The organism is uncultured Draconibacterium sp. (genome assembly GCF_913063105.1).
Classification (GTDB): Bacteria; Bacteroidota; Bacteroidia; order Bacteroidales; family Prolixibacteraceae; genus Draconibacterium.
This window is the reverse complement of record NZ_CAJXYQ010000001.1, coordinates 125735-147002: the sequence shown is the minus strand read 5'-3', so window position 1 is coordinate 147002 and position 21268 is coordinate 125735. Positions and strand designations below refer to the sequence as shown.

7 protein-coding genes are annotated in these 21268 nt (G+C 44.8%); all 7 read left to right on the top strand.

All coding sequences use genetic code 11. The features are described 5' to 3' along the window. Window positions 1-28: 28 nt before the first annotated feature. The gene (locus tag QZ574_RS00450; RefSeq protein WP_297085586.1) at window positions 29-14794 is read left to right on the top strand and encodes an HYR domain-containing protein; all 14766 of its coding nucleotides are present in this window, start codon (window positions 29-31) and stop codon (window positions 14792-14794) included. Window positions 14795-14798: 4 nt separating this feature from the next. After that, entirely contained in the window at window positions 14799-15782 is a 984-nt protein-coding gene (locus QZ574_RS00445; protein ID WP_297085583.1) for a hypothetical protein, read from the top strand. A gap of 608 nt (window positions 15783-16390) precedes the next feature. Continuing rightward, window positions 16391-17899 (top strand): hypothetical protein, encoded by a 1509-nt coding sequence (locus QZ574_RS00440; protein WP_297085582.1) that lies wholly within the window; start codon window positions 16391-16393, stop codon window positions 17897-17899. Between the two features lie 298 nt (window positions 17900-18197). Next, the gene (locus QZ574_RS00435; protein ID WP_297085580.1) at window positions 18198-18632 is read left to right on the top strand and encodes a hypothetical protein; all 435 of its coding nucleotides are present in this window, start codon (window positions 18198-18200) and stop codon (window positions 18630-18632) included. Window positions 18633-18731: 99 nt separating this feature from the next. Then, on the top strand, window positions 18732-19619 hold the full coding sequence (locus QZ574_RS00430) for a KilA-N domain-containing protein (RefSeq protein WP_297085578.1): 888 nt from the start codon (window positions 18732-18734) through the stop codon (window positions 19617-19619). Window positions 19620-19951: 332 nt separating this feature from the next. Then, entirely contained in the window at window positions 19952-20662 is a 711-nt protein-coding gene (locus tag QZ574_RS00425) for a hypothetical protein (protein WP_297085576.1), read from the top strand. A gap of 219 nt (window positions 20663-20881) precedes the next feature. Then, window positions 20882-21076, top strand: coding sequence for a GxxExxY protein (locus tag QZ574_RS00420; RefSeq protein ID WP_297085574.1), 195 nt, complete (start codon window positions 20882-20884; stop codon window positions 21074-21076). The last annotated feature ends 192 nt before the right edge of the window (window positions 21077-21268 follow it).

Sequence of the window (21268 nt, the reverse complement as noted above, 5' to 3'; positions counted from 1 at the left end):
CGACGCCTCGTAAACAAAGAATTGTTAAGTGACCAAATCAAAACATAACCAGACTTTAAAAACAGCACTCCTGTTCTTAGCTGTTTTTCTTGGTTTTGCGGAATTAAACGCTGTAGAAGACAAGACTTATGCCTTGCTTCCTGCTGCAACCCTTTCTGTTGATGGTCATTCTTTGTCTCCAATTTCAGCAATTTTACCGGCAAAAACACCCGAAAACTATGTGGCTATCGACGATACAACCGGCATCGCTTGTCCGGAAAATATAACCACTTACACCGACCTCAACTCCTGCGTTGCGGTAATTAGCAATGGCCTCGATTTGTACGATCCGCAAAGACAAATAGCCCGACTGAGCTGGCAAATGACTGGCGCCACCGAGGCAACTTCAACCAGTACAGGCATAAATCAAATTGGCAGTTACAGCTTTAACGAAGGTACAACGCTAATTACCTACAGCGGTACAACTCTTTACAACAATCCAATCCACTGCATTTTTACCGTTACCGTTTCTGATAACCAGGTGCCGCGTTTGGAGAACCCACAACAGGATATAACGGTTAGGGCTGATGCCGGAGATTGTTATGCCTTTGTAACCTGGGGCGTTCCCGTGGTCAGCGATAACTGTGCCAGCCCCGGTGAAATTCTTGTTGCGTTAAGCCATGAACCGGGTACTTCATTCCCGGTGGGTACTACAGTGGTTTCCTACTCTATTAACGACGGTATTGAATACAACATTGTAGAACATAGTTTTACCATTACCATTGTTGATGAGGAAGCCCCGGAAATTTATGCACCTCATGCCATTGAAGTGAGTTGTGGCGATGCTGTACCCGATGCCTATACGAGCTGGCAGCAATTTACTGCTGCCGGAGGAATGGCCTTTGATAATTGTAACATTGATTTTGGCAGCTTCACGTACGAAAATCAGCAAAGTTCAGGAATTAACTGCCCCTACACCATTACCCGTACCTACAGCATTGCCGATGCCGATGGAAATGTGGCCCAGGTGGAGCATGTGATTGTTGTGGGTGAAGAAGCAGAAGAGGAAGCGCCTGTTGTTCTGAAATCGGGAATGGCTGATTGCACAGCTAGCTCAGGTAATTGGAGCGATGCTTCCATATGGAGTTGTGGCAATGTGCCCACTTCAGCAGATAATGTTATTATTCCAAGCGGAGTAACTGTTACTATAGATGCCGCCGCAGTATGTAATAATATAACCATTCAAACGGGAGGGCAATTGAACCATGGAGCCAACCTTGCTACTACCTTGCAGGTATATGGTAACTGGACCAACAATGCTACCTATAATGGCGGAACTAATGGCGTTATTGAATTTACCGGACCCGGCAATGCTGTTATTAGCGGCACAACCAATTTTGAAGGTTTGATTATTAATAAAGATGATGGACTTTCTTCTACTTTAACAATTAATGGTATTGTTAGTGTGTTAAGTAGTGGCCAACTAACAATGACCAGCGGATTGGTAACAATACCGGCATCGTACAGTTTTTCTGTTAATCCATCAAATGGTCTTGATATTAAGTCGGATGCAGGCTTTGATGTGACAGGGGGAGATCTTTTAACTGGTAATTTCTCAATATCCAATGAGGGACTTGTCAGAGTGGCGCCGGGAAGCACGGTAAGTTTTGGAACAAACTCAGGCAACGAAGTTCATACCCAGACTGATGGAGCCTTTATTGTTACAGGTGGGGATGTTGCTATTGCAGGTAGACTTTATAATTCGGCAGCAGGAACATTGAGCCCACCCGGAGTTACATCAGGAATAAGTATAAGTGGAGGAACTGTTACGCTTTGTACAGCAGGCAACGGATTAAGTAATGTCGGATCGTTGCAGGTAACTTCTGCCGGTAACTTTATTTTTACCGGAGGAACCATTGTGTTCCAGAATCCAAGTACGGCAACTACCGAGCTTGATCTCGGTTTATTAAGTGGTACCGGAACCAAAAATACAAGCGGTGGAACTTTCCAGTTTGGAAATGCATCCACTCCTGCCGGTACAGATTTTAATATTTCCAGTGAAATACCGCTTGATCGAATTACATCCTCAGCCAATGCAGATATAGTGCTGGAGAGCGATTTGCTGGTGAATGATCTCGCATTGAATGGTGCTACAACCATCGATTTAAATGGCAATGCACTGCAACAGGAAGTTACAGGAACAGGTACATACAGTTTCCCGCTTGACGATGGTGCCGGGAATGATGTATCGGTGGATATTGTAATAAGTTCCGTAAGCTCCTATGGGGCAAATCCATACATAGAAATTACAACTACCGATGAAAAATATACAAATAATGCCAGTAGTTCGCATTACCTGACACGGTACTGGACCATTACTTTAAATGATATAAACAGTCCTACCTACTCGGCAACAGCAAGCTACCCCAATGCAGACATTACCGGAACAGAAGCTGAAATTGCAGCAGGTGTCTGGACTGGAAGTCTGCCATGGATTAAAGACAATAATTCGGCTAGTGGCAACACAATCTCAATAAGTGGAATTACTGATAATGGGCCAATAATATTTACTGGCATAACACTTGCTCCCCCAACGGTTACTGCCGGAGCGAATACCCCACTTTGTGTAGGTGAAAATCTGAATTTAACGGCCACAGGTTCAGGAGACGCTCCCTTAATCTACACCTGGTCAGGTCCGAGTAGTTATTCTTCCTCCAGTCAAAATCCAACTATTAGCAATGCACAAACTACACACTCAGGAACATATACGGTTACTGTGACCGATGGCAATGGATTTACCGCTAATGATGCAATTAATGTGGTTGTTAATCCGATACCCGACGTTACAGCAACTCCGGCGTCGCAAACTATTTGTTCTGGTAGTGCAACAGGCATTGCTTTGTCGGGTACCGTGTCGGGAACAAGCTTTAGCTGGAATGTAAGCCAGTCCGGAGTATCAGGAGCTTCAGCAGGAAGCGGAACAAACATCGCCCAAAACTTAACAGCTACCGGAGCTTCTCCCGGAACAGCCAGTTATACCATAACGCCAACAGCCAATGGCTGTACAGGTGCTTCGGTAGTGGTTGTTGTAACCGTTAATCCAATTCCATCGGTTAATAATCCGGGAAATCAGGTGCTTTGTAATAACGAGAATACCACAGCTATAAACTTTACCGGTTCGGTGGCAGGCACAGTTTATAACTGGACAAATGACAATGCTTCCATAAACCTTTCAGCCACTGGCACAGGAAATATTACGTCATTTACAGCTACCAATACTGGTACAACTGTTCAGGTGGCCAACATTACGGTTACGCCGGTTTACACCAATAGCGGAGAGAGCTGTACCGGCTCATCAGAAACCTTTACCATTACAGTTAATCCAACGCCAACAGTGAATGCGGTTGGAAACCAGGAACTTTGTGAAGGTGAAGCCACAACAGCCATCAACTTTTCGGGAAATGCAACAAGTTACCAGTGGACAAATGACGAGCCGACCATTGGACTGGGAGCAAACGGTACCGGAAATATTCCTGCCTTTACAGCCATTAATACCGGAAATACGCCTGTGATAGCAACAATAAATGTTACACCTGTCTATTCAAACGGAGGGGTGAATTGTTATGGTACTCCCGAAACCTTTACCATTACTGTTAATCCAATTATTCATCCGGCGGTTCAAATAACCATTGTTGGAAGCGCCACTATTTGCGAAGGCGAAACCGTTGAATTTACTTCCAATGTAACTGGAACCAGTATTTACACGCCAACCTACCAGTGGCAGATTGATGGTGTAGATGTACCCGGAGCAAATGGGACAACCTTTACTTACGATAATTTTGATAATGGAGAGAAAGTTACTTTAGATGTTTGGACTGATTCCCCCTGCTCGCAAACGGGCACCAGCTTTGGCTATACCATGACGGTTAATCCTACGGTTATCCCGTCGGTAACTATTTTGGAATCGAGCGATGATCTGTGCGAGGGAGAATTACTGCAAATTCAGGCTACCGTTACCAATCCGGGGCCAAATCCAACTTACCAGTGGCAAATAAGTAGCGACAATACAAACTGGACTAACTTAAGTGATTCGGAAGCCAATAAACAAACTTATTCAACCAGTTCGTTAACTCCGGCTTTGTATTATTATCGTGTAATTATTACTTCCGATGCCAACTGTGCCAATCCAACCACTGCAACAAGTGCATCGGCTGCTATTACCGTGAATCCGATTTTGGTGCCTGCCGTAACAATTACGGCTGATAACACTTCAATTTGTCCGGGCGAAACCGTTAAATTTGATGTAGATACCGAGACTCATCCGGGTACCAATCCATCGTACCAGTGGAAAGTAAATGGGATTAATGTTGGTTCTGATTTGCCAACTTATTCAAGCGCTTCATTAAGCGATGGCGACACGGTAACCGTTGAAATGACATCCAATGCGCGCTGTGCTTCACCTGCAACGGTGCAAAGTAGCAGAATAGATATCGAGGTACGTCCGGGTACGCCTGCAATTCCGGGAGCTATAAGCGGAACTGCGGCAGTTTGTCCGGCAACTACCGAAACATACACCATCGCAAGCGTAACTAATGCCACAACCTACACCTGGTCGGTACCGGCAGGCTGGAACATCGATTCAGGACAAAATAGCGAAACCATTACTGTTACCACCGGAGCAGCTGGCACCAGTGGTAATATAACCGTCACTGCCGGAAACTCATGCGGAACAAGTGCGGCACGAACATTGGCAGTAAGTGTCGGCACTTTGTCGTCGCCGGCTACAGCCATTGCCAATCCCAACAACAATACCTGCGAGGGAACAAGTAAAACATTAACCCTGAGCGGAGGATCGCTCGGAACAGGCGCACAATGGGTGTGGTATAGCGGATCGTGCGGCGGTACACAGATTGGAACGGGAACCAGCATTACGGTAAATCCTTCGCCTGGTGATTATACCTATTGGGTGCGTGCTGAGGGAACCTGCAATACAACATCCTGCTATTCGGTTGATGTTACGGTTAGCCCCGGAGCGCCTGCACAACCAACAGCCATTTTCGGAAACACCCCGCTTTGCCCGGAAACTACAGGAACTTTCTACATCGAAAGTGTTACCGATGCCACGGCGTATAACTGGAGTGTACCGGGAGGATGGAGCTATACAACTGTTGACGATACAACCATTCAGGTTACTGCAGGAACTTACGGACAAAATGGAAATATTTCGGTTACGGCCACCAACTCATGCGGAACCAGTTTGGCCCGAACACTTGCTGTTGAGGTAGCACCAGGCACACCGGCTGTTCCGGGAGCTATTAACGGAGATACTGCCGTTTGTGCCACCGATTTGTATACTTATTCGGTAAGTGCTGTTCCTAATGCAACTCGCTACAACTGGAGCTTTCCTTCAGGGTGGACGTATTCTGTTGACGACACTACAAATACCATTACTGTAACGGCTGCTTCTACCAGTGGAACAATTACCGTAACCGCTGAAAACGAATGTGGTGAGAGTTTGGCAAGTTCGATTAGTGTAACCGGCTACAGCACTGCACCATCAGCGCCAATTGCAATTACAGGAGTTTCGGCAATTTGCCCGGCTATATCAACATTTTATACTATCGATCCCGTAACGAATGCTTCCGGGTATACCTGGACGGTACCATCCGGCTGGATTATTGACTCCGGTCAGGGAACAACCACGATTTCTGTAACTGTACCAAGCGGGGCGTCTACCGGAGATGTTACGGTTACTGCAGACAATGCATGCGGAAGCAGCACAGCTACAACTTATGAGGTAACGGTATCGGCCACAGGTACGGTTTATGCCGGACCTGACCAGGTGGTGTGCAGTGGTACCCGTTTTATTAATATGGAAGGAGAAATTAGTGGAGCTATTGATAGAAAAACAGAATGGGACTGGGAATCTATAGACTATCCGGAAAATCATCCGCAAACTGTATATTTTGACGATCCGGATGAGTTGACTACCTTATTTAATTTCCCGGATGCCTTTACTTCCGGAACATTAAGAATCCGGATTTTTACCACAAGCAGTGTGTCTGGATGTGGGTACTTATCCGATACCATGACAGTTACAATTTTGCCCTTACCAACAGCTGTAATTACTGCGGTTGATACGGTTTGTTCGGGTAGTGCAGCAACGGTAACTGTTACCGGAACACCCAACTCTACGCTTACCTACAGGGTGAATCTTGATGTGGCAGAAACCACAGTAATTGATGATAGTGGGGAAGTAACTATTACCACCGATCCGTTGACAGCCAATGCTACCTTCCGTTTGTTGCGGGTGGTTTATAATGATTATAACACCTGCCAAAGAGTACTGGATACTACCGCTACAATATTAGTTAATCCATTGGCAACAGTTGATGCCGGAGCCGATCAAACCCTTTGTTCTTCAAGCCCTGAGGTTAGTTTAGCGGGAACAGTAGGTGGAGGAGCTTCTTCGGTAACCTGGTCGGGAGGGGCAGGAACATTCTCTGACGCTACCGATGTAAATGCTACTTATACGCCAACTACTGGTGAGGTAAATGCCGGAACACTAACCTTAACGTTAACAAGCGACGATCCGGCCGGGCCATGCGGAACAGTGTCGGATCAAATGACGATCACCTGGAATCTGGCAGCAACGGTTGATGCTGGTCCTCGCCTGGAGCTATGTTCCGACGGAACGGTGACTTTAGCCGGATCCTATGGAGGAGCAGCCACTTCGGCAACGTGGACAGGTGCCGGAAGCTTTGCACCAAACGCCACAACCATGGATGCTGTTTATACACCTTCGGCAGCCCAAGCAGTTTCCGATAGTTTCCAACTTGTACTGACAAGCAACGTTCCTGCGGGTGTTTGCGATGCTGTGTCCGATACGGTTTGGGTGATTGTTTATCCGGGTGCAACGGTAAATGCCGGAAACGATACCAGTATTTGTGCCTTGTCATTTGCTCAGCTTAACGCTTCGTTTGGGGGTGGAGCCACTGCGGTAACCTGGAGTGGTGGAAATGGAATCTTTTCGCCCGATAATACGACACCGAATGCAAGCTACACGCCAAGTGCCGATGAAATAACTGATGGTTCGGTTACCTTAACGCTAACAAGCAACGATCCAACCGGACCTTGTAACCCGGTAAGCGACCAGGTGCTTATTACCATCGATGAGGCACCAACAGTAAATGCAGGTATCGACGACCGGGTGTGCGAGGGATCAACCATAATTCTGAATGGAGCTATTGGTGGATCAGCCATTTCGGCTACCTGGAGTACTTTGTCCGGACTGGGCTCCTTCTCCAATCCAACTGTTTTGAATGCGGTTTACACCCACGAACCGGGCTTTGCCGGAAAAGATACTTTGATTCTGACCACCAACGACCCATCAGGAAATAATTGTGGAGCGATTGCAGATACCATGATTTTAACCGTAGATACTACCATTGGGGTTTCGGTAGGCAACGACACCATGATATGCTCGGATGCCACTATAATGCTGGATGGTTGGGTGGAATCGGGAATCGGTACCTGGAGTACCAACGGAACAGGTTCGTTTAGCAATTTGAACGATGCCAATGCAGTTTATACTCCAAGCAACGGCGATATTTTTAACGAAACAGTTGTGCTAACCTTTACTACAGCTGATCCAACGGGTGATTGTGGCCCCGCTTCAGCATCAATGACGCTTACCATCAAAGAGGTGATAACCATAACAACACAACCCGTAAATACCGGAGTTTGTGCAACCGATACAGCCGAACTTTTTGTTCAGGCAGCAGGCGATAACCTAAGCTACCAGTGGTATTTTATCGATGGAACTGCGGTAAGCAACTCGGCAACTGTTAACGGTGCGCAATCAGCCACCTTGCAATTTACCAATGCCACATCGGCAAACATGAACGACTATTATGTGGTAATTACCAGCCCTACAGCCTGCGACACTTCCGTTTCCGATACCGTGTCGCTCAATGTTGACGAAGAAATTCAAGTGACTAACTCCTTTGTTTCCGATAGTATTTGCGCCGGTGAAAACCTGACCTTCTGGATTGAGGCTATCCCGGGTGGATCATTAGCTTATCAGTGGCGGAAAGATGGTGTAAACCTTGTTAATGGCGGAAATATTAGTGGTGTAAATTCCGATACCTTAACTATAAGTAATATTACCCTGGCCGATGCTGGTAATTATTCGGTTTATCTGTCGGGCCTCGCCGGATATACCTGCGACGATGCACAGTCGGCACCCGGTACCCTTGTTGTTATTGAAGATGCCGAATTGCTTCCGGCCAATCAAACAGAAACGTTCTGTCTGAATGTTCCGATTGATACTTTAGTTTATACGGTGAACGATGGCGTTTATGATGTGTCGGTAACTTCGGGCAGTTTACCCATTGGTTTAAGCGAATCTTTTGATGCAAGCAACAGACGTTACCTGATTTACGGAACACCAACGGTTGCCAATACCTATAATTTTACCTTAACAACCACCGGTTTCTGCGATCCGGCCAGTGCCACCGGAACCATTGTTATCAACGAAGAATTACTGGCACCACTTATTTCTGCCAGTCAGAATATTTGCTACAACGACTTCCCTGCTGCGCTTACCTTCTCAAGTTTGCCAAGTGGCGGAACAGGGCCTTACAATTACCAGTGGCAAGACAGTACCGATGGTGGTAACTGGGCAACGATAGCCGGCGCTACTGCCAATAACTACAGTCCGCCTCGTTTAACCGAAACAACCTATTACCGGGTGCTTACCTACGATATGGGCTTCCCTTCATGCGACAGTGTGATTAGTGCAGCCATTACTATAATTCCGGAAGATAATGTTGCGCCTACCTTTACGCCTCCAGCCGATTTTACTCAAACTGCCGATGCGGCCTGTAATGGAGCAACCGGTCCGGGTGTTGCCGGATACCCGCCAAGTGGTTTGTACAACGATAACTGTGCACCCGATACTTTCCTGATTAATCATACCACTTACTACGACCATGATACCCTGCCCGGTTTATGTGGAAGTAGCTATAGCTTTACCCGTACATGGGTAGTTACCGATGAGGCCGGCAATTTTACAGAAGACGATCAGTTGATTTACGTTGAAGACCTAAGTGCACCGGTATTTACCTGGTTACCTAACGACACAGCACTTAGCTGTGTGAGCGATACCACACCTGCCGCTTTGGGAGGTATGGCCACCGCAAACGATAATTGCGACAACAACGTTGCAATTAGTTATTACGATGTGGTTACCCAGGGGTCTTGCCCGGGAAGTTATACCGTTAACCGTTATTGGGTAGCTACCGATGCCTGTGCCAATGCCGACACCGTAATGAGAAGAATTACCGTGGTAGATAATGTAGACCCGGTGATTGTAAATAACGGCGATACAACAGTACTCTGTGTGGCAGATATACCGGCAGCAAGTACAGCCGGAATGGATTATTACGACGAGTGCAGCTCAACAACCATAGAGCTGGTTGACGAGATTGCCCACGATCTGGATAACGAAGCCGGTTATTGTCCGTTCCAGGTAGTGCGCACCTGGCGTGTGACTGATGAGTGTAACAACTTTATTGAATTTGAGCAAACCATTTATATTGTGCAGGATGCATCGTGTGGAGCCTGTTCGGAGTGTTTATACAACAACACCCTGCATGTTGCCGATTTCTTAAATAAACCCTACAAGGATACCACTTTTTACGATGTGGTAAAAAACGACAAGTGTTGTGGAGCCGAAAACGAACCGGGTGCACAAAACCTGTTCTGTGCGTCGTTTAAAGTGCGACTGGATGATGGGGCAATTGGTGTAGAAATTTTAATCGACCATGTAACACCTCCGGGACAGGACTGGCAGCTCGACTGTTCGGAAATTGATGGTGGCGATGTGGTTTGTTTGCCTTCCGGACGTTTCCACTTGTTTACTTTCTGTAAACATGCGCAGGCAAATCAGCCTCAGGATAATGATTACACATTTAGGCAGGTATACGGAGTTATTGCCAGTGGCGATATTGAAACCCGTGAGGAATGTGACGAAATTTTGAGTGTAACAGGTGATTTCTCTAACCCGCGTTGGACAAGTATTTATCCCGGTAACGTAGGCGATTACGACCACCTGTTGAGCAGTACAACCGATACCATTGTTCGTTTTAATGCTCCGCTTGATTTGGATACCGATCATATTCAGTACAAAGTTTGTGGCGATATTAGTGCAACACTTTGCGACAATTTATACGGCGGGGAGCTTTGCGATACTGTTGATGTTTTTATCCGCGAAGCCATTAATGTAGAACTAAATATTAATCCCGACCTTATTTGCGAAGATTATATTCCAACGGTATCACCAACCATTTACCCGGCCGGAGTTTACGATTTGGAATGGTATATCGGAGCCAATCCTTCGGGCACGCCGGTATCTACAGCTCCTTCGTATACACCGCTTACCGGTGGCTGGTATTCCATTGTGGTTATCGATAATACAACCGGATTGGGTTGTAACCGCGATACCTTTAGTTTCGAAATGATTTACGACCTTACCGGACCAACCATCAGGGATATTCCACCACCATTGGTGTTAGAATGTAATGCCACTGATTATGCCCAGCAAATTTCCGACTGGCTGAATATTCCAACCGCAGAATATGTAAACGAAGTAGGTGATACCATTGAGTTTACACCGGGTAACGATTATTACGATGGCCCCGGGGTTACCATGATTTGTGGCGATACCGTAATGGTAACCTTTAATGCTCAGGATCAGTGTTCGAATGATACCCTGGCCTATGGCTATATTTATGTAACCGATACCACGATGCCCGAAATTACTCCGGCAATCGATTCAACCATTCAATGTTCTACTACTGAACCCGATCAGGAACCGGGATATCTCTCGTGGCTGGCAAATCACGGAGGAGCTACCGCTACCGACCTTTGCGATCCTGATCTCGACTGGACAGCAGATACGGCTTCAACAACATGGGTAGGAACTGCGGCCAGCCTATCGCGAACAGTAACATTTACAGCTACCGATGACTGTGGAAACTCAGCATCAACTACTGCAACATTTACAGTTATCGACGACTTGCCTCCAACAATTGTTTGTCCGCCAAATGTACAGGATATCGCCGCTGCTAATTCTTGTTCAAAAGTACCTGGTTTGCTTGAAGATCCTACCTATGCCGATGATTGTTCTGTTCCGGTATTAACGTGGTCGTCAACCGGTGCTTTAGATAGTATTGGTGGAACAGGAACCGTTGCAAGTGTTGCATTTCCTGTGGGAACAACAATTGTAACCTACAGAGCAACTGATGATGCCGGCTTATTTGCCGAATGTTCATTTACCGTTACTATTGTGGATACCATACCTCCTGCAATCGATATTGATGATTGTTTTGATGTAATTGAAGCTGCCGCTCCAAATCTTTGTTCAAAAGTACCGGATAATCTGGTAGATCCGGATATCTCAGATAATTGTTGGCCTGTTGATTCACTCGATTTAACCTATGTAATTACCGGGGCTTTAGATTCTATTGGGGAAGGTGTTGTTACAAATATTGATTTCCCTGTTGGAACATCATATGTTACTTATAGGGTAACCGACCCGGATGGCTATTGGGATGAGTGTAACTTCTTTGTTCAGATTGTAGATACCATTCCGCCTAATATTGAGTGTGATGATGTTGACGATGTTGCCGAGACCCTGGCACTGGATAGCTGTTCAAAAACGCCAACGGCCTTGCCTGAACCAGGATATTTTGACAACTGTTGGGATTTCGATTCATTGACATTAACTTATACAATAACCGGAGCGACAACAGGTTCTGGTAATGGTTATGTTCCTGCCAATACTGTATTTGCAACCGGCGTTTCAACTGTGACCTACGTGGTTACAGACCCTGATAACAATAGTGATACCTGTTCGTTTACCGTAACCATCGAGAGTGTTACACCACCGGAATTGGATTGCGATGGGGTTTATGATGTTGCAGAGACCTTGTCGGCAGACAGTTGTTCGAAAATCACTGTTCTGCCACCGGCCCCCACCATTACTTTTACCTGTTGGGACGAGGATTCCCTGACCCTCTCTTATACCATAAGCGGGGCAACAACAGCTTCCGGCACGGGTTATGTACCGGTGGATTTCGAATTTAATCCCGGTGTTTCAACCGTAACCTACATCATTACCGACCCTGATGGCAACAGTGCCAGCTGTTCATTTACCGTAACCATCGAGAGTGTTACACCACCGGCATTGGATTGCGATGGTGTTTACGATGTAGCGGAGACCTTATCGGCAGACAGTTGTTCGAAAACTACTGTTCTGCCACCGGTTCCAACCATTACTTTTACCTGTTGGGACTTAGATTCGTTAACCCTGTCGTATACCATTACCGGGGCAACAACCGCTTCCGATACGGGTTACGTACCGACAGATTTCGAATTTAATCCCGGTGTTTCAACCGTAAACTACATTATTAGCGACCCTGATGGCAACAGTGCCAACTGTTCGTTTACGGTAACTATCGAAGAAGTTAAGCCTCCGGAAATAGATTGCGATGGTGTTTACGATGTAGCAGAGACTTTATCGGCAGATAGTTGTACGAAAACCACTGTTCTGCCACCGGCTCCTACCATTACCTATACTTGTTGGGACTTAGATTCGTTAACCCTGTCGTATGCCATTACCGGGGCAACAACCGCTTCCGATACGGGTTACATACCGGCAGATTTCGAATTTAATCCCGGCGTTTCAACCGTAACCTACATCATTAGCGACCCTGATGGCAACAGTGCCAACTGTTCGTTTACGGTAACTATCGAAGAAGTTAAGCCTCCGGAAATAAATTGTGATGGCGTTTACGATGTAGCGGAGACCTTATCGGCAGACAGTTGTTCGAAAACCACTGTTATGCCACCGGTTCCTACTATTACCTATACTTGTTGGGACTTAGATTCGTTAATCCTGTCGTATACCATAAGCGGGGCAACAACAGCATCCGATACGGGTTATGTACCGACAGATTTCGAATTTAATCCCGGCGTTTCAACCGTAACTTACATCATTAGCGACCCTGATGGCAATAGTGCCAACTGTTCGTTTACGGTAACCATCGAAAGTGTTAATCCTCCGGAGATAAATTGTAGTGGTGTTTTTGATGTAACCGAAACCTTATCAACCGACAGGTGTTCAAAAACCGCAGTTCTGCCACCGGTTCCCACTATAACGTTTACCTGTTGGGACGCAGATTCGTTAACCTTAAGCTATCTGATTGAATCGGAATTTGGCGACTGGGATACAACAGGAGTTGATATTATTCCGGCCGATATGGAGTTTCCGGTTGGAGTGAATACGGTTACGTATACCATTAGCGACCCTGATGGCCATTCGGTGAGTTGTTCATTTACTGTTACTATTTTACATGTTGACATACCATGGCAAGTGTACACCTGTCCGGTTAATCCTGCCAATGCTACTGTCGATTCCTTCTCGTGCGATGCCTGGATAGATATTCTTCCGCCAACCATTAACGATCACTGTTTAACGGCCAGTTATTCCATCAACCACGATAGTCCGTATGCTGCAACAACCGACTCAACCAATGCCAGCGGGAATTATCCAATTGGTGTGCATACTGTAACCTGGACCATCAGCGACAATTCAGGCAACGATACTACTTGTGTGCAAACCTTCGAAGTGTTCGATTTGGAACCTGAACTCGTATGTCCCGATGACACCGTTATTCAGGCAGACTTTGATAAGCCTTATGCTTCTGACATTGATATACCGCTTCCGTACTTCTGGGATAACTGCGACTCTACACTTACCTGGACCGTAAGTGGGGTAACTACACTGGCAGAACTTGAAAATGAGGAACTGGAACCCGGTATTAATGTGGTGCAATATCCCGACACCTTTAACCTGGGAACAACTACAATTTATTACACTTTTGAAGATGGGCACGGACACATTGTGGAATGTAGCCATGACATCACTGTACTTGGTGCTCCTGATATTGAATGTCCGCCGGATACGACTATTTATCTTGATGGCACCGAAAACAATTGTGAAGCGACTTTTGATCCCGGAGTTCCGGAATTAATTGAAGGTGTTCCTCCTATAACCTGGACGTTCACGATTGATTGGGCGGATGGAAGACCGGATTCTACAGGTAATTATATAAGCCCGTCACCAGGTGATGCGTTTCCAATGGGCGATATTAATTTCCCATTGGGAGTAACAACCATTTACTGGCGGGCCGAGAATCTTTCGGGTTACGATACCTGTTCGCACTGGATAGAGGTAATCGATACCATTCCGCCAACATTTACTGTTGAACCGTATGAAAACTGTGTAGATCCGTTGCATTGGGCTACATACAACGAATCGAATCCAAATCCGGTATTCAATCATGTTAATCCGAATATGGAAAAATACCCGGTAGACTATCGTACCATGTTTGCAGGAGATACTTTCCTTGATTTAACCTCGCTTGAAGATAATTGCTGCGATTCCATAGACATGGTTGACCGAATACATTGGTGTATTGCTTTTAGCGATACGCCTGATCCTGATAATGGAACTCCTGTTTCGCACGATACCATTTGTGGAACAGGACAACCTTCAATGTATACTGACCCGGTAACGGGCAACCCGGCGGATATTTATTTATGGGGCGATGGAGTTACTTTCCAGGAAGTTACCCATACCATTACTTACTGGGTTGAAGATTGCCAGAATCCGTCGAACCATACGGAAGAATATACTACAACAATTGTAATCACGCCAAGGCCGCAGGTAATTAAAGAAGATTATTAAAAAAATGAGTAGGATAAATAATATACAAATAATGCATCACTTGTCATCCCGGCGAGGAAACGTGGAGCGAGCTTTAACAGCAGAGCAGAGCAGCGCCAGCTTCTTTACTTCGTTTGGAATGAGAACAGGAATTCGGGGGAGCTTAACCCCCCGTTTCAACCGCACTCCGCTCAGCGGAGTTAGCGGCCTCAACTGTCCCCCTACGGGTAGGGGGACGAATGGAGCCGGAGACTTCGAAGAAGGCCTGGCGGAATTCGGGGGGTACAAAAATTCTGCATTTATTGAATATACTTTCACTGCTACCGGATTGTATCGCGTGGAAACTGAGGAAGAAAACCGAAATAGCTTGACCCCCCGTTTCAACCGCATTCCGCTCAGCGGAGTTAGCGGCCTCAACTGTCCCCCTACGGATAGGGGGACGAATGGAGCCGGAGACTTCGAAGAAGGCCTGGCGGAATTCGGGGGTACAGGATATAACTTTTCTATAATGGAAGCTGAATTGGAATACGGACATTTCTCCTCCTCTGAGGAGGAGTACGCAGCGAAGCTGTGGGAGGTGGTTGTAAGTGCGTCCAGTATACCACCCCACCGCTGTAAACGCGGTACCCCCCTGTTAAACCCCCTTTGTCAGCCAGTGCTCAATCCTTACGCCGACATTTCCCCCAAATGGGGGAAACAAAGCGGAAGAATTAATTTTATGGAGGGGAAATTTGCGCCGGTGGGTACAGGACATACCGCTTCTTTATTAACAATAAAAATGGATAACTCGCTCCGCTACAGGGGCCAAACAACAAATAAAAACGCCCATCTTTCTTGGTTAATAGAAATGGGCACAGGAGATTATAAATTATTCCCGTTCTTCCTGATTTCAAAACACGCATTGAAATGCGAAAAGTTCTCCCCCCTGGGGGAGATGTCCCGATTTATCGGGGCAGGGGGCAATGGGTTAGTAGCTAACATCAATAAAACGAGTGCCTATGAAACATGACTAAGGAGTTGAAATCTTTCTGCTGAATGGAGTAGGTGGAAAGTATGGTTCTGTAGGGCGACTGGTTTCCCGCCTATAGCGACGAGCAGTTGCCTGCGGCTAAAGAGAAAAGTGGTGTTTATTTTCTCTACAACAACAAGTATTTTTGACGATACAACAAATAAGCGCCACGTTCTCTTAGCCAACCATCTGTATGTAGGAAATCAGGGGAAGTGCCACCTGTGGCATGCCCCCTTGATTTAGCGAACCGAACCTTTTGGTTGTATGATGTTAATGAGCCCCTAACGATTTGACATTTTGAGAAGTTTCTTTTTTGCTGAAAGCCCTGCTTGGCAGGGAAACGAAGTAAAAGAGAGCGAAAACAACTAAGTAAAACCGAATGGACTGAAAAAGAAAAAACAGTCGATTCAAAAAAAAGTGAATTACGTTCTGAAGTTTATTGACAGGAGAATTGCCGGGAGCCTGAGAACCACCGGCCACAATTCTCCCCCTCGTGAGGGGGAGTACGCCGACCGAGCTATGCGAGCGTCGGTGGGAGGGGGTATACATGGCACACCACAATTCACCTGATATAAACCAAAGAACACTAAACATTAAAATTTTTAATTATGAAAAAGCAAATTTTATTTCTAACGTTTTTTGTCGCAGCTTTATTAGCTGGGACATCAGTTGCGTTTGGACAGGCTACAAATCCAAACGTAGATGCAAATGGCGACTACATTGATTTTCCAGAGAATCCTACTTGCATATCTGCAAAAACGTTGAGCTGTCTAAATGCAACTGGGGAATTAAATCCCTTACCAGGTGAGACTTATACTTATACTGTAAGAACAACTTCTGACGATGATGATGTTCGTTGGTATGTTATGAACAATTATTTCCTTGAACAGGCTGGACCTCCAATTGATAGTATTATTGAGTATAATGGGAATGTAATGGATCTAACTGAGGCGACATATCCGGCGACTCCAATTGCTGCTGGAGGACCATATGTTGATCCAGGAGATGGAACAGGACCTTATATTCTTAGAGTCGGACAAGTTGGAGGTGGCGGTAATACGGATTATAATGTAGCCCCAACCTCTGGAGATAATTCAGGTGTTAGTTTTGTAACAGGAAGCACAACTCAAGAACATTCAATCGATATCGCATGGAAATCATTTGATGGTTACCAACCACAAGAAGTTTTACTTGTTGCGATTGTAAATGATAATGCGGGATGTACCAATAATATTGAGGTTTATCGAATTGTTCCAGAGTTTCTTTTTACACTTGATTTAGCAGCGCTAAGTTCTTCTGGAGATAGTATTGGATCTCCAACAGATGGAAGCACTGCTGCAACAGAGTGTGTTTCTCCTATTGAGAGTGCCGAATATACATCAGCAGATAATACTCCTGGTAACGGAACTTTAACTGTTGATTATGGTGAAAACTGGGTGTTCTTTGTTGTAAACGCTGCAAACTTTGTTGATTCTTGGTTGCCAAGATTTCAAATCTCTCATGACTATGGTGGTACAGCAGGGTCTGTGTCCTATATTGATGAGGTTTCGTGGGCATATCAGAATGATGATTTTGCTTATACTGCTAATGCTATGACTGGTTCACAAACATGGCATAATGTAAGTTTTGGTTCTGGTGTTGATTGGACAAGTGATGATCCAGTTATCGCAGGAGGAGTTGATGGTACAGGAGCCCTCGTAAATGCGGTTGGTGATGGTATAGCATCAGGAGCCGGTGGAGAATGCATTATTGTTAGAGTAAAATTGGATTGGGGAACACAGGTTGAGAATGCTGAAGCGGATGTAACTCTGTCGTTTGCTGTTGATGGTGTTATGTTTGATCCAAATGAGACTGCTGCATCTCCACAAACTGATCAGTTTGATTTTGCTAATCAAACTCTTGCAGATCTTGGAGAGGATAATGATAACTTACCTGCTGGAGATCCAGATTGTGATCCAGACTTATTTGCGAACGATGTAATGGATTATACAGTAACACCAAGACCTCAAGTAATATCAAGTACAGGAACTACTCCTGAACCATTTGAAATGAACACTGGTGATAACCCTGATGGAGTTAGTGCTCCAACCAATCCTAACATTGGTGATAATAACTAACAGTTATGAATTTTGCTTTTTCATAACCTAAAGATACTGGCTTGTCGCGTTTCGCAGCTGCTTACGGGTGGCTGCGGAGCGGGCGGCTTTAGTAAGGACTAAAGGTTATGAGGAAGATTGGAAGCTTAGAATATTAGAATTAGAGCAAAAAAAGCTCAGTGGTCCTCTGTGCAGACCTCAGTGATCTCTCCCGAAGAATCGGGACAAGTTGTGTTTAAAAAGAATTAAACTACAGCGAACACAAAGAAGGCACAGATTTAGTGAAACTCGAATTTCGGGAGTGTTAACGAACCGGAAATTGTTAGTTGAACTAATCCCGATCGAGGCATCGGGAGTCGCAAAGAAGAAATTTAAAATAAACAACAATGTGAACGAATATTTACAAATAGGAAAAAGCAATGCACCGCCTGTGGCGAAGCACTTGCTAAAAATGCGCGACGGGCCTCGTGGCCGTGCACCGGCAACTCGGTTTGCTATGGGCTACGGGCTTGTCACGCTTAATCAAAAAACCTCTGTGCCCCTCTGTGGATTCTCAGTGAACTCCGTGGTTAAAGAAATATTAAACCACAGAGAACGTGGAGAAGACACAGAGAACGCAGCGGTTAATGCACCAAATCCAACAAAGACATTCCGCACGAACTGCATCCCGAAGGATCGGGACAAACTCGAAAATGGACGCTTGCAGGAGGAAAAGTCAGGATTGGAAGGGAGCAATGCTTTAATGCGTGAATGATTAAATGCTTAAATGGAGAAGAAACTTAGTGTCTTCGAGTCTTCGTGTTTAAAAAAGTTATACCAAAACGAAGCATGATTTAAGATTAATAATTACAGAATGGAAAAATCGAAACTGAGTGTAAACGAATTAGAAATTGTCCTTTATAAACAAAATGAGGAAGAATATATTTCGTTGACGGATATGGCAAAATATCGCGACTCAGAAAGAAGTGATTACATTATTCAAAACTGGATGCGAACCAGGAGTACTGTGGAGTTTTTGGGTTTATGGGAAGGCCTGAATAACCCGGAGTTTAATTCCATCGAATTCGATGGGTTTAGAATAGAGTCTGGTTCAAATAGTTTTGCGTTAACACCAAAAAAATGGATTTTGGCCACTAACGCCGTTGGAATTGTTTCAAAGTCGGGAAGATACGGAGGTACGTATGCACACAAGGATATTGCTTTTGAATTTGCATCATGGTTGAGTCCAACCTTTAAGTTGTATTTGATTACTGAATACCAGCGTTTAAAAGAAATTGAAACAAATCAATACAATTTGGAATGGAATGTAAAACGAATATTGAGTAAAACAAACTATCATATTCATACGGATGCTGTAAAGAACTATATTCTGCCGGAAAGAAATTACGAGAAAGATAAACAGTGGATACTTTATGCCGAAGAAGCTGATTTATTGAATGTGGCACTGTTTAATTGTACCGCAAAAGATTGGCGTATTGCGAATCCTGAATTGGCTAAAAAATCAATGAATATTCGAGACATCGCCAGTATCAATGAATTGGCGATACTGTCGAATCTGGAGACATTGAATGCGCAAATGATAAAAGAAAATATTGCTAAACAGAAAAGGTTTGAGAAATTGGCTGAAATAGCGAAATATCAATTGACAATACTGAATGATAAGGATTTTATGAAAGCTTTAAAAAAAATGAATGATAGAGTTTTTGTTGAAGAACAGAAAAGATTAAAGAATAATGATTAACGATTGATGATTGCAGAAGGATGAAGCGCAGACTTTCCCCTGTAGGAGTTAGGGGTAGCGCGTGGAGGAATGAATGTGAATGCTAAAATGCTGAAAAGAAGAAGAAAACTTAGCGTCTCAGCGGTGAAAAAAAGAAGTTCGTGAATGCGTGAATGATACAATGCTGAAATGCGTTAATGATTAAATGCTTAAATGGAGAAGAAACTTAGCGTCTCAGCGGTGAAAAAAAGACAATTTATCAATTTGACAATTTAACAGTTTAACAATTACCAAAAAAAGACAAACAAATAAAAGAATAAAGTTTACGGCCTGAGGATTTCAGCCAAATAACAATGGTACAACTGAAAAAACATATCATCCACTTTACCCTGGCAATAGTGCTGGCGGTGCTTGCTGTGGCCAATGCGGCTGCACAAATCACCATCGAGGAGTGCGATACTATGGAATTCAGTGTGGTCAGCCGTCCGGAAATTCCGGAAACACATTTTGTGTGGGGCATTTACAACAGTTCGCCAACGCCAACAGATGTGCTCGATCCGACAACGACACTCGATCCGGCTCTGTATTTCGTCGACGGACAATATGCCGGAAGTACAGTAAAAGTTACCGGTTTGGCTCCGGGTGTTTATTACGTTCGCATACATGTGTGGGACGAAGTTACCTGTACCGATAATATTGAAATGTATGTGCTGGAGGTATTGGAGAAACAGCTCGACTTTGAGCTGGTGGCCGATTCGGTGTGTATTGGTGAACCCACAACCGTACGAATTATTTTCTCGGGTGTTGGTCCGTATACCATACATTACACCATTGGCGATGCCGTTACGCCAAGTACCTATAACCTGAACGGCGATGTGATTGGCCCGGAAATAAGCATCCCGATTACCGATCCGTTACCGGTGGGCGAAACAACCTTCTGGGTACTGAAAATTGATGATGGTGTTTGTAAGTCGTACGAATATGCAATAGATGAACGACCGAGTACGGGTATTTTAATTTACCCAAAACCAGACCAGTCGCGGATTTACCTAAAAGACAATTAGCGATTGGAGGAAGAAAGAAGTAATTTAGAAACAAATAAACGCCGTGGACTCTGTGTTTAAAAAGAAAATAAACCACAGAGATACACAAAGAAGGCACGGAGAACCACAGATAAGAAATTAGAAAAATGAAACGAGCATATAAAAAGATTACACCCAGGAGTATAAATAAAATACAGCGAGTTCCATACTATACCTTTGAAAACAAACAATTTTAATAGTATGAAAGAGAACGACATATCGGGAAAAATAATAGGCTGTGCCATTGAGGTGCACAAGGCACTTGGTCCGGGGTTACTGGAAAGTGCTTACGAGGAATGTCTGTTCTATGAATTAAAGGAAGCCGGAATAAGGGTGGAGCGTCAGAAACCTTTGCCGGTGGTTTATAAAGAAGTGAAACTTGAAACCGGATATTAAAACTCCGTGGCTCTCTGTGAGAACTCCGTGGACTCTGTGTTTAAAAAATAATAAACCACAAAGTTTCACAAAGCCACAAAGTAGAAAAAGGAATGAATAGGCAATACGCAAATAGCAATAGACAAAAGCTTAGCGTCTCAGCGGTGAAAAAAGGAAATTAACCGCAAAGTCGCAATAGAACAATAGCAAAAC

Coding starts and splice junctions, on each gene's coding strand:
- QZ574_RS00420 (WP_297085574.1), top strand. CDS start 20,882: ATGAAAGAGAACGACATATCGGGAAAAATAATAGGCTGTGCCATTGAG.
- QZ574_RS00445 (WP_297085583.1), top strand. CDS start 14,799: ATGAGTAGGATAAATAATATACAAATAATGCATCACTTGTCATCCCGG.
- QZ574_RS00440 (WP_297085582.1), top strand. CDS start 16,391: ATGAAAAAGCAAATTTTATTTCTAACGTTTTTTGTCGCAGCTTTATTA.
- QZ574_RS00430 (WP_297085578.1), top strand. CDS start 18,732: ATGGAAAAATCGAAACTGAGTGTAAACGAATTAGAAATTGTCCTTTAT.
- QZ574_RS00425 (WP_297085576.1), top strand. CDS start 19,952: ATGGTACAACTGAAAAAACATATCATCCACTTTACCCTGGCAATAGTG.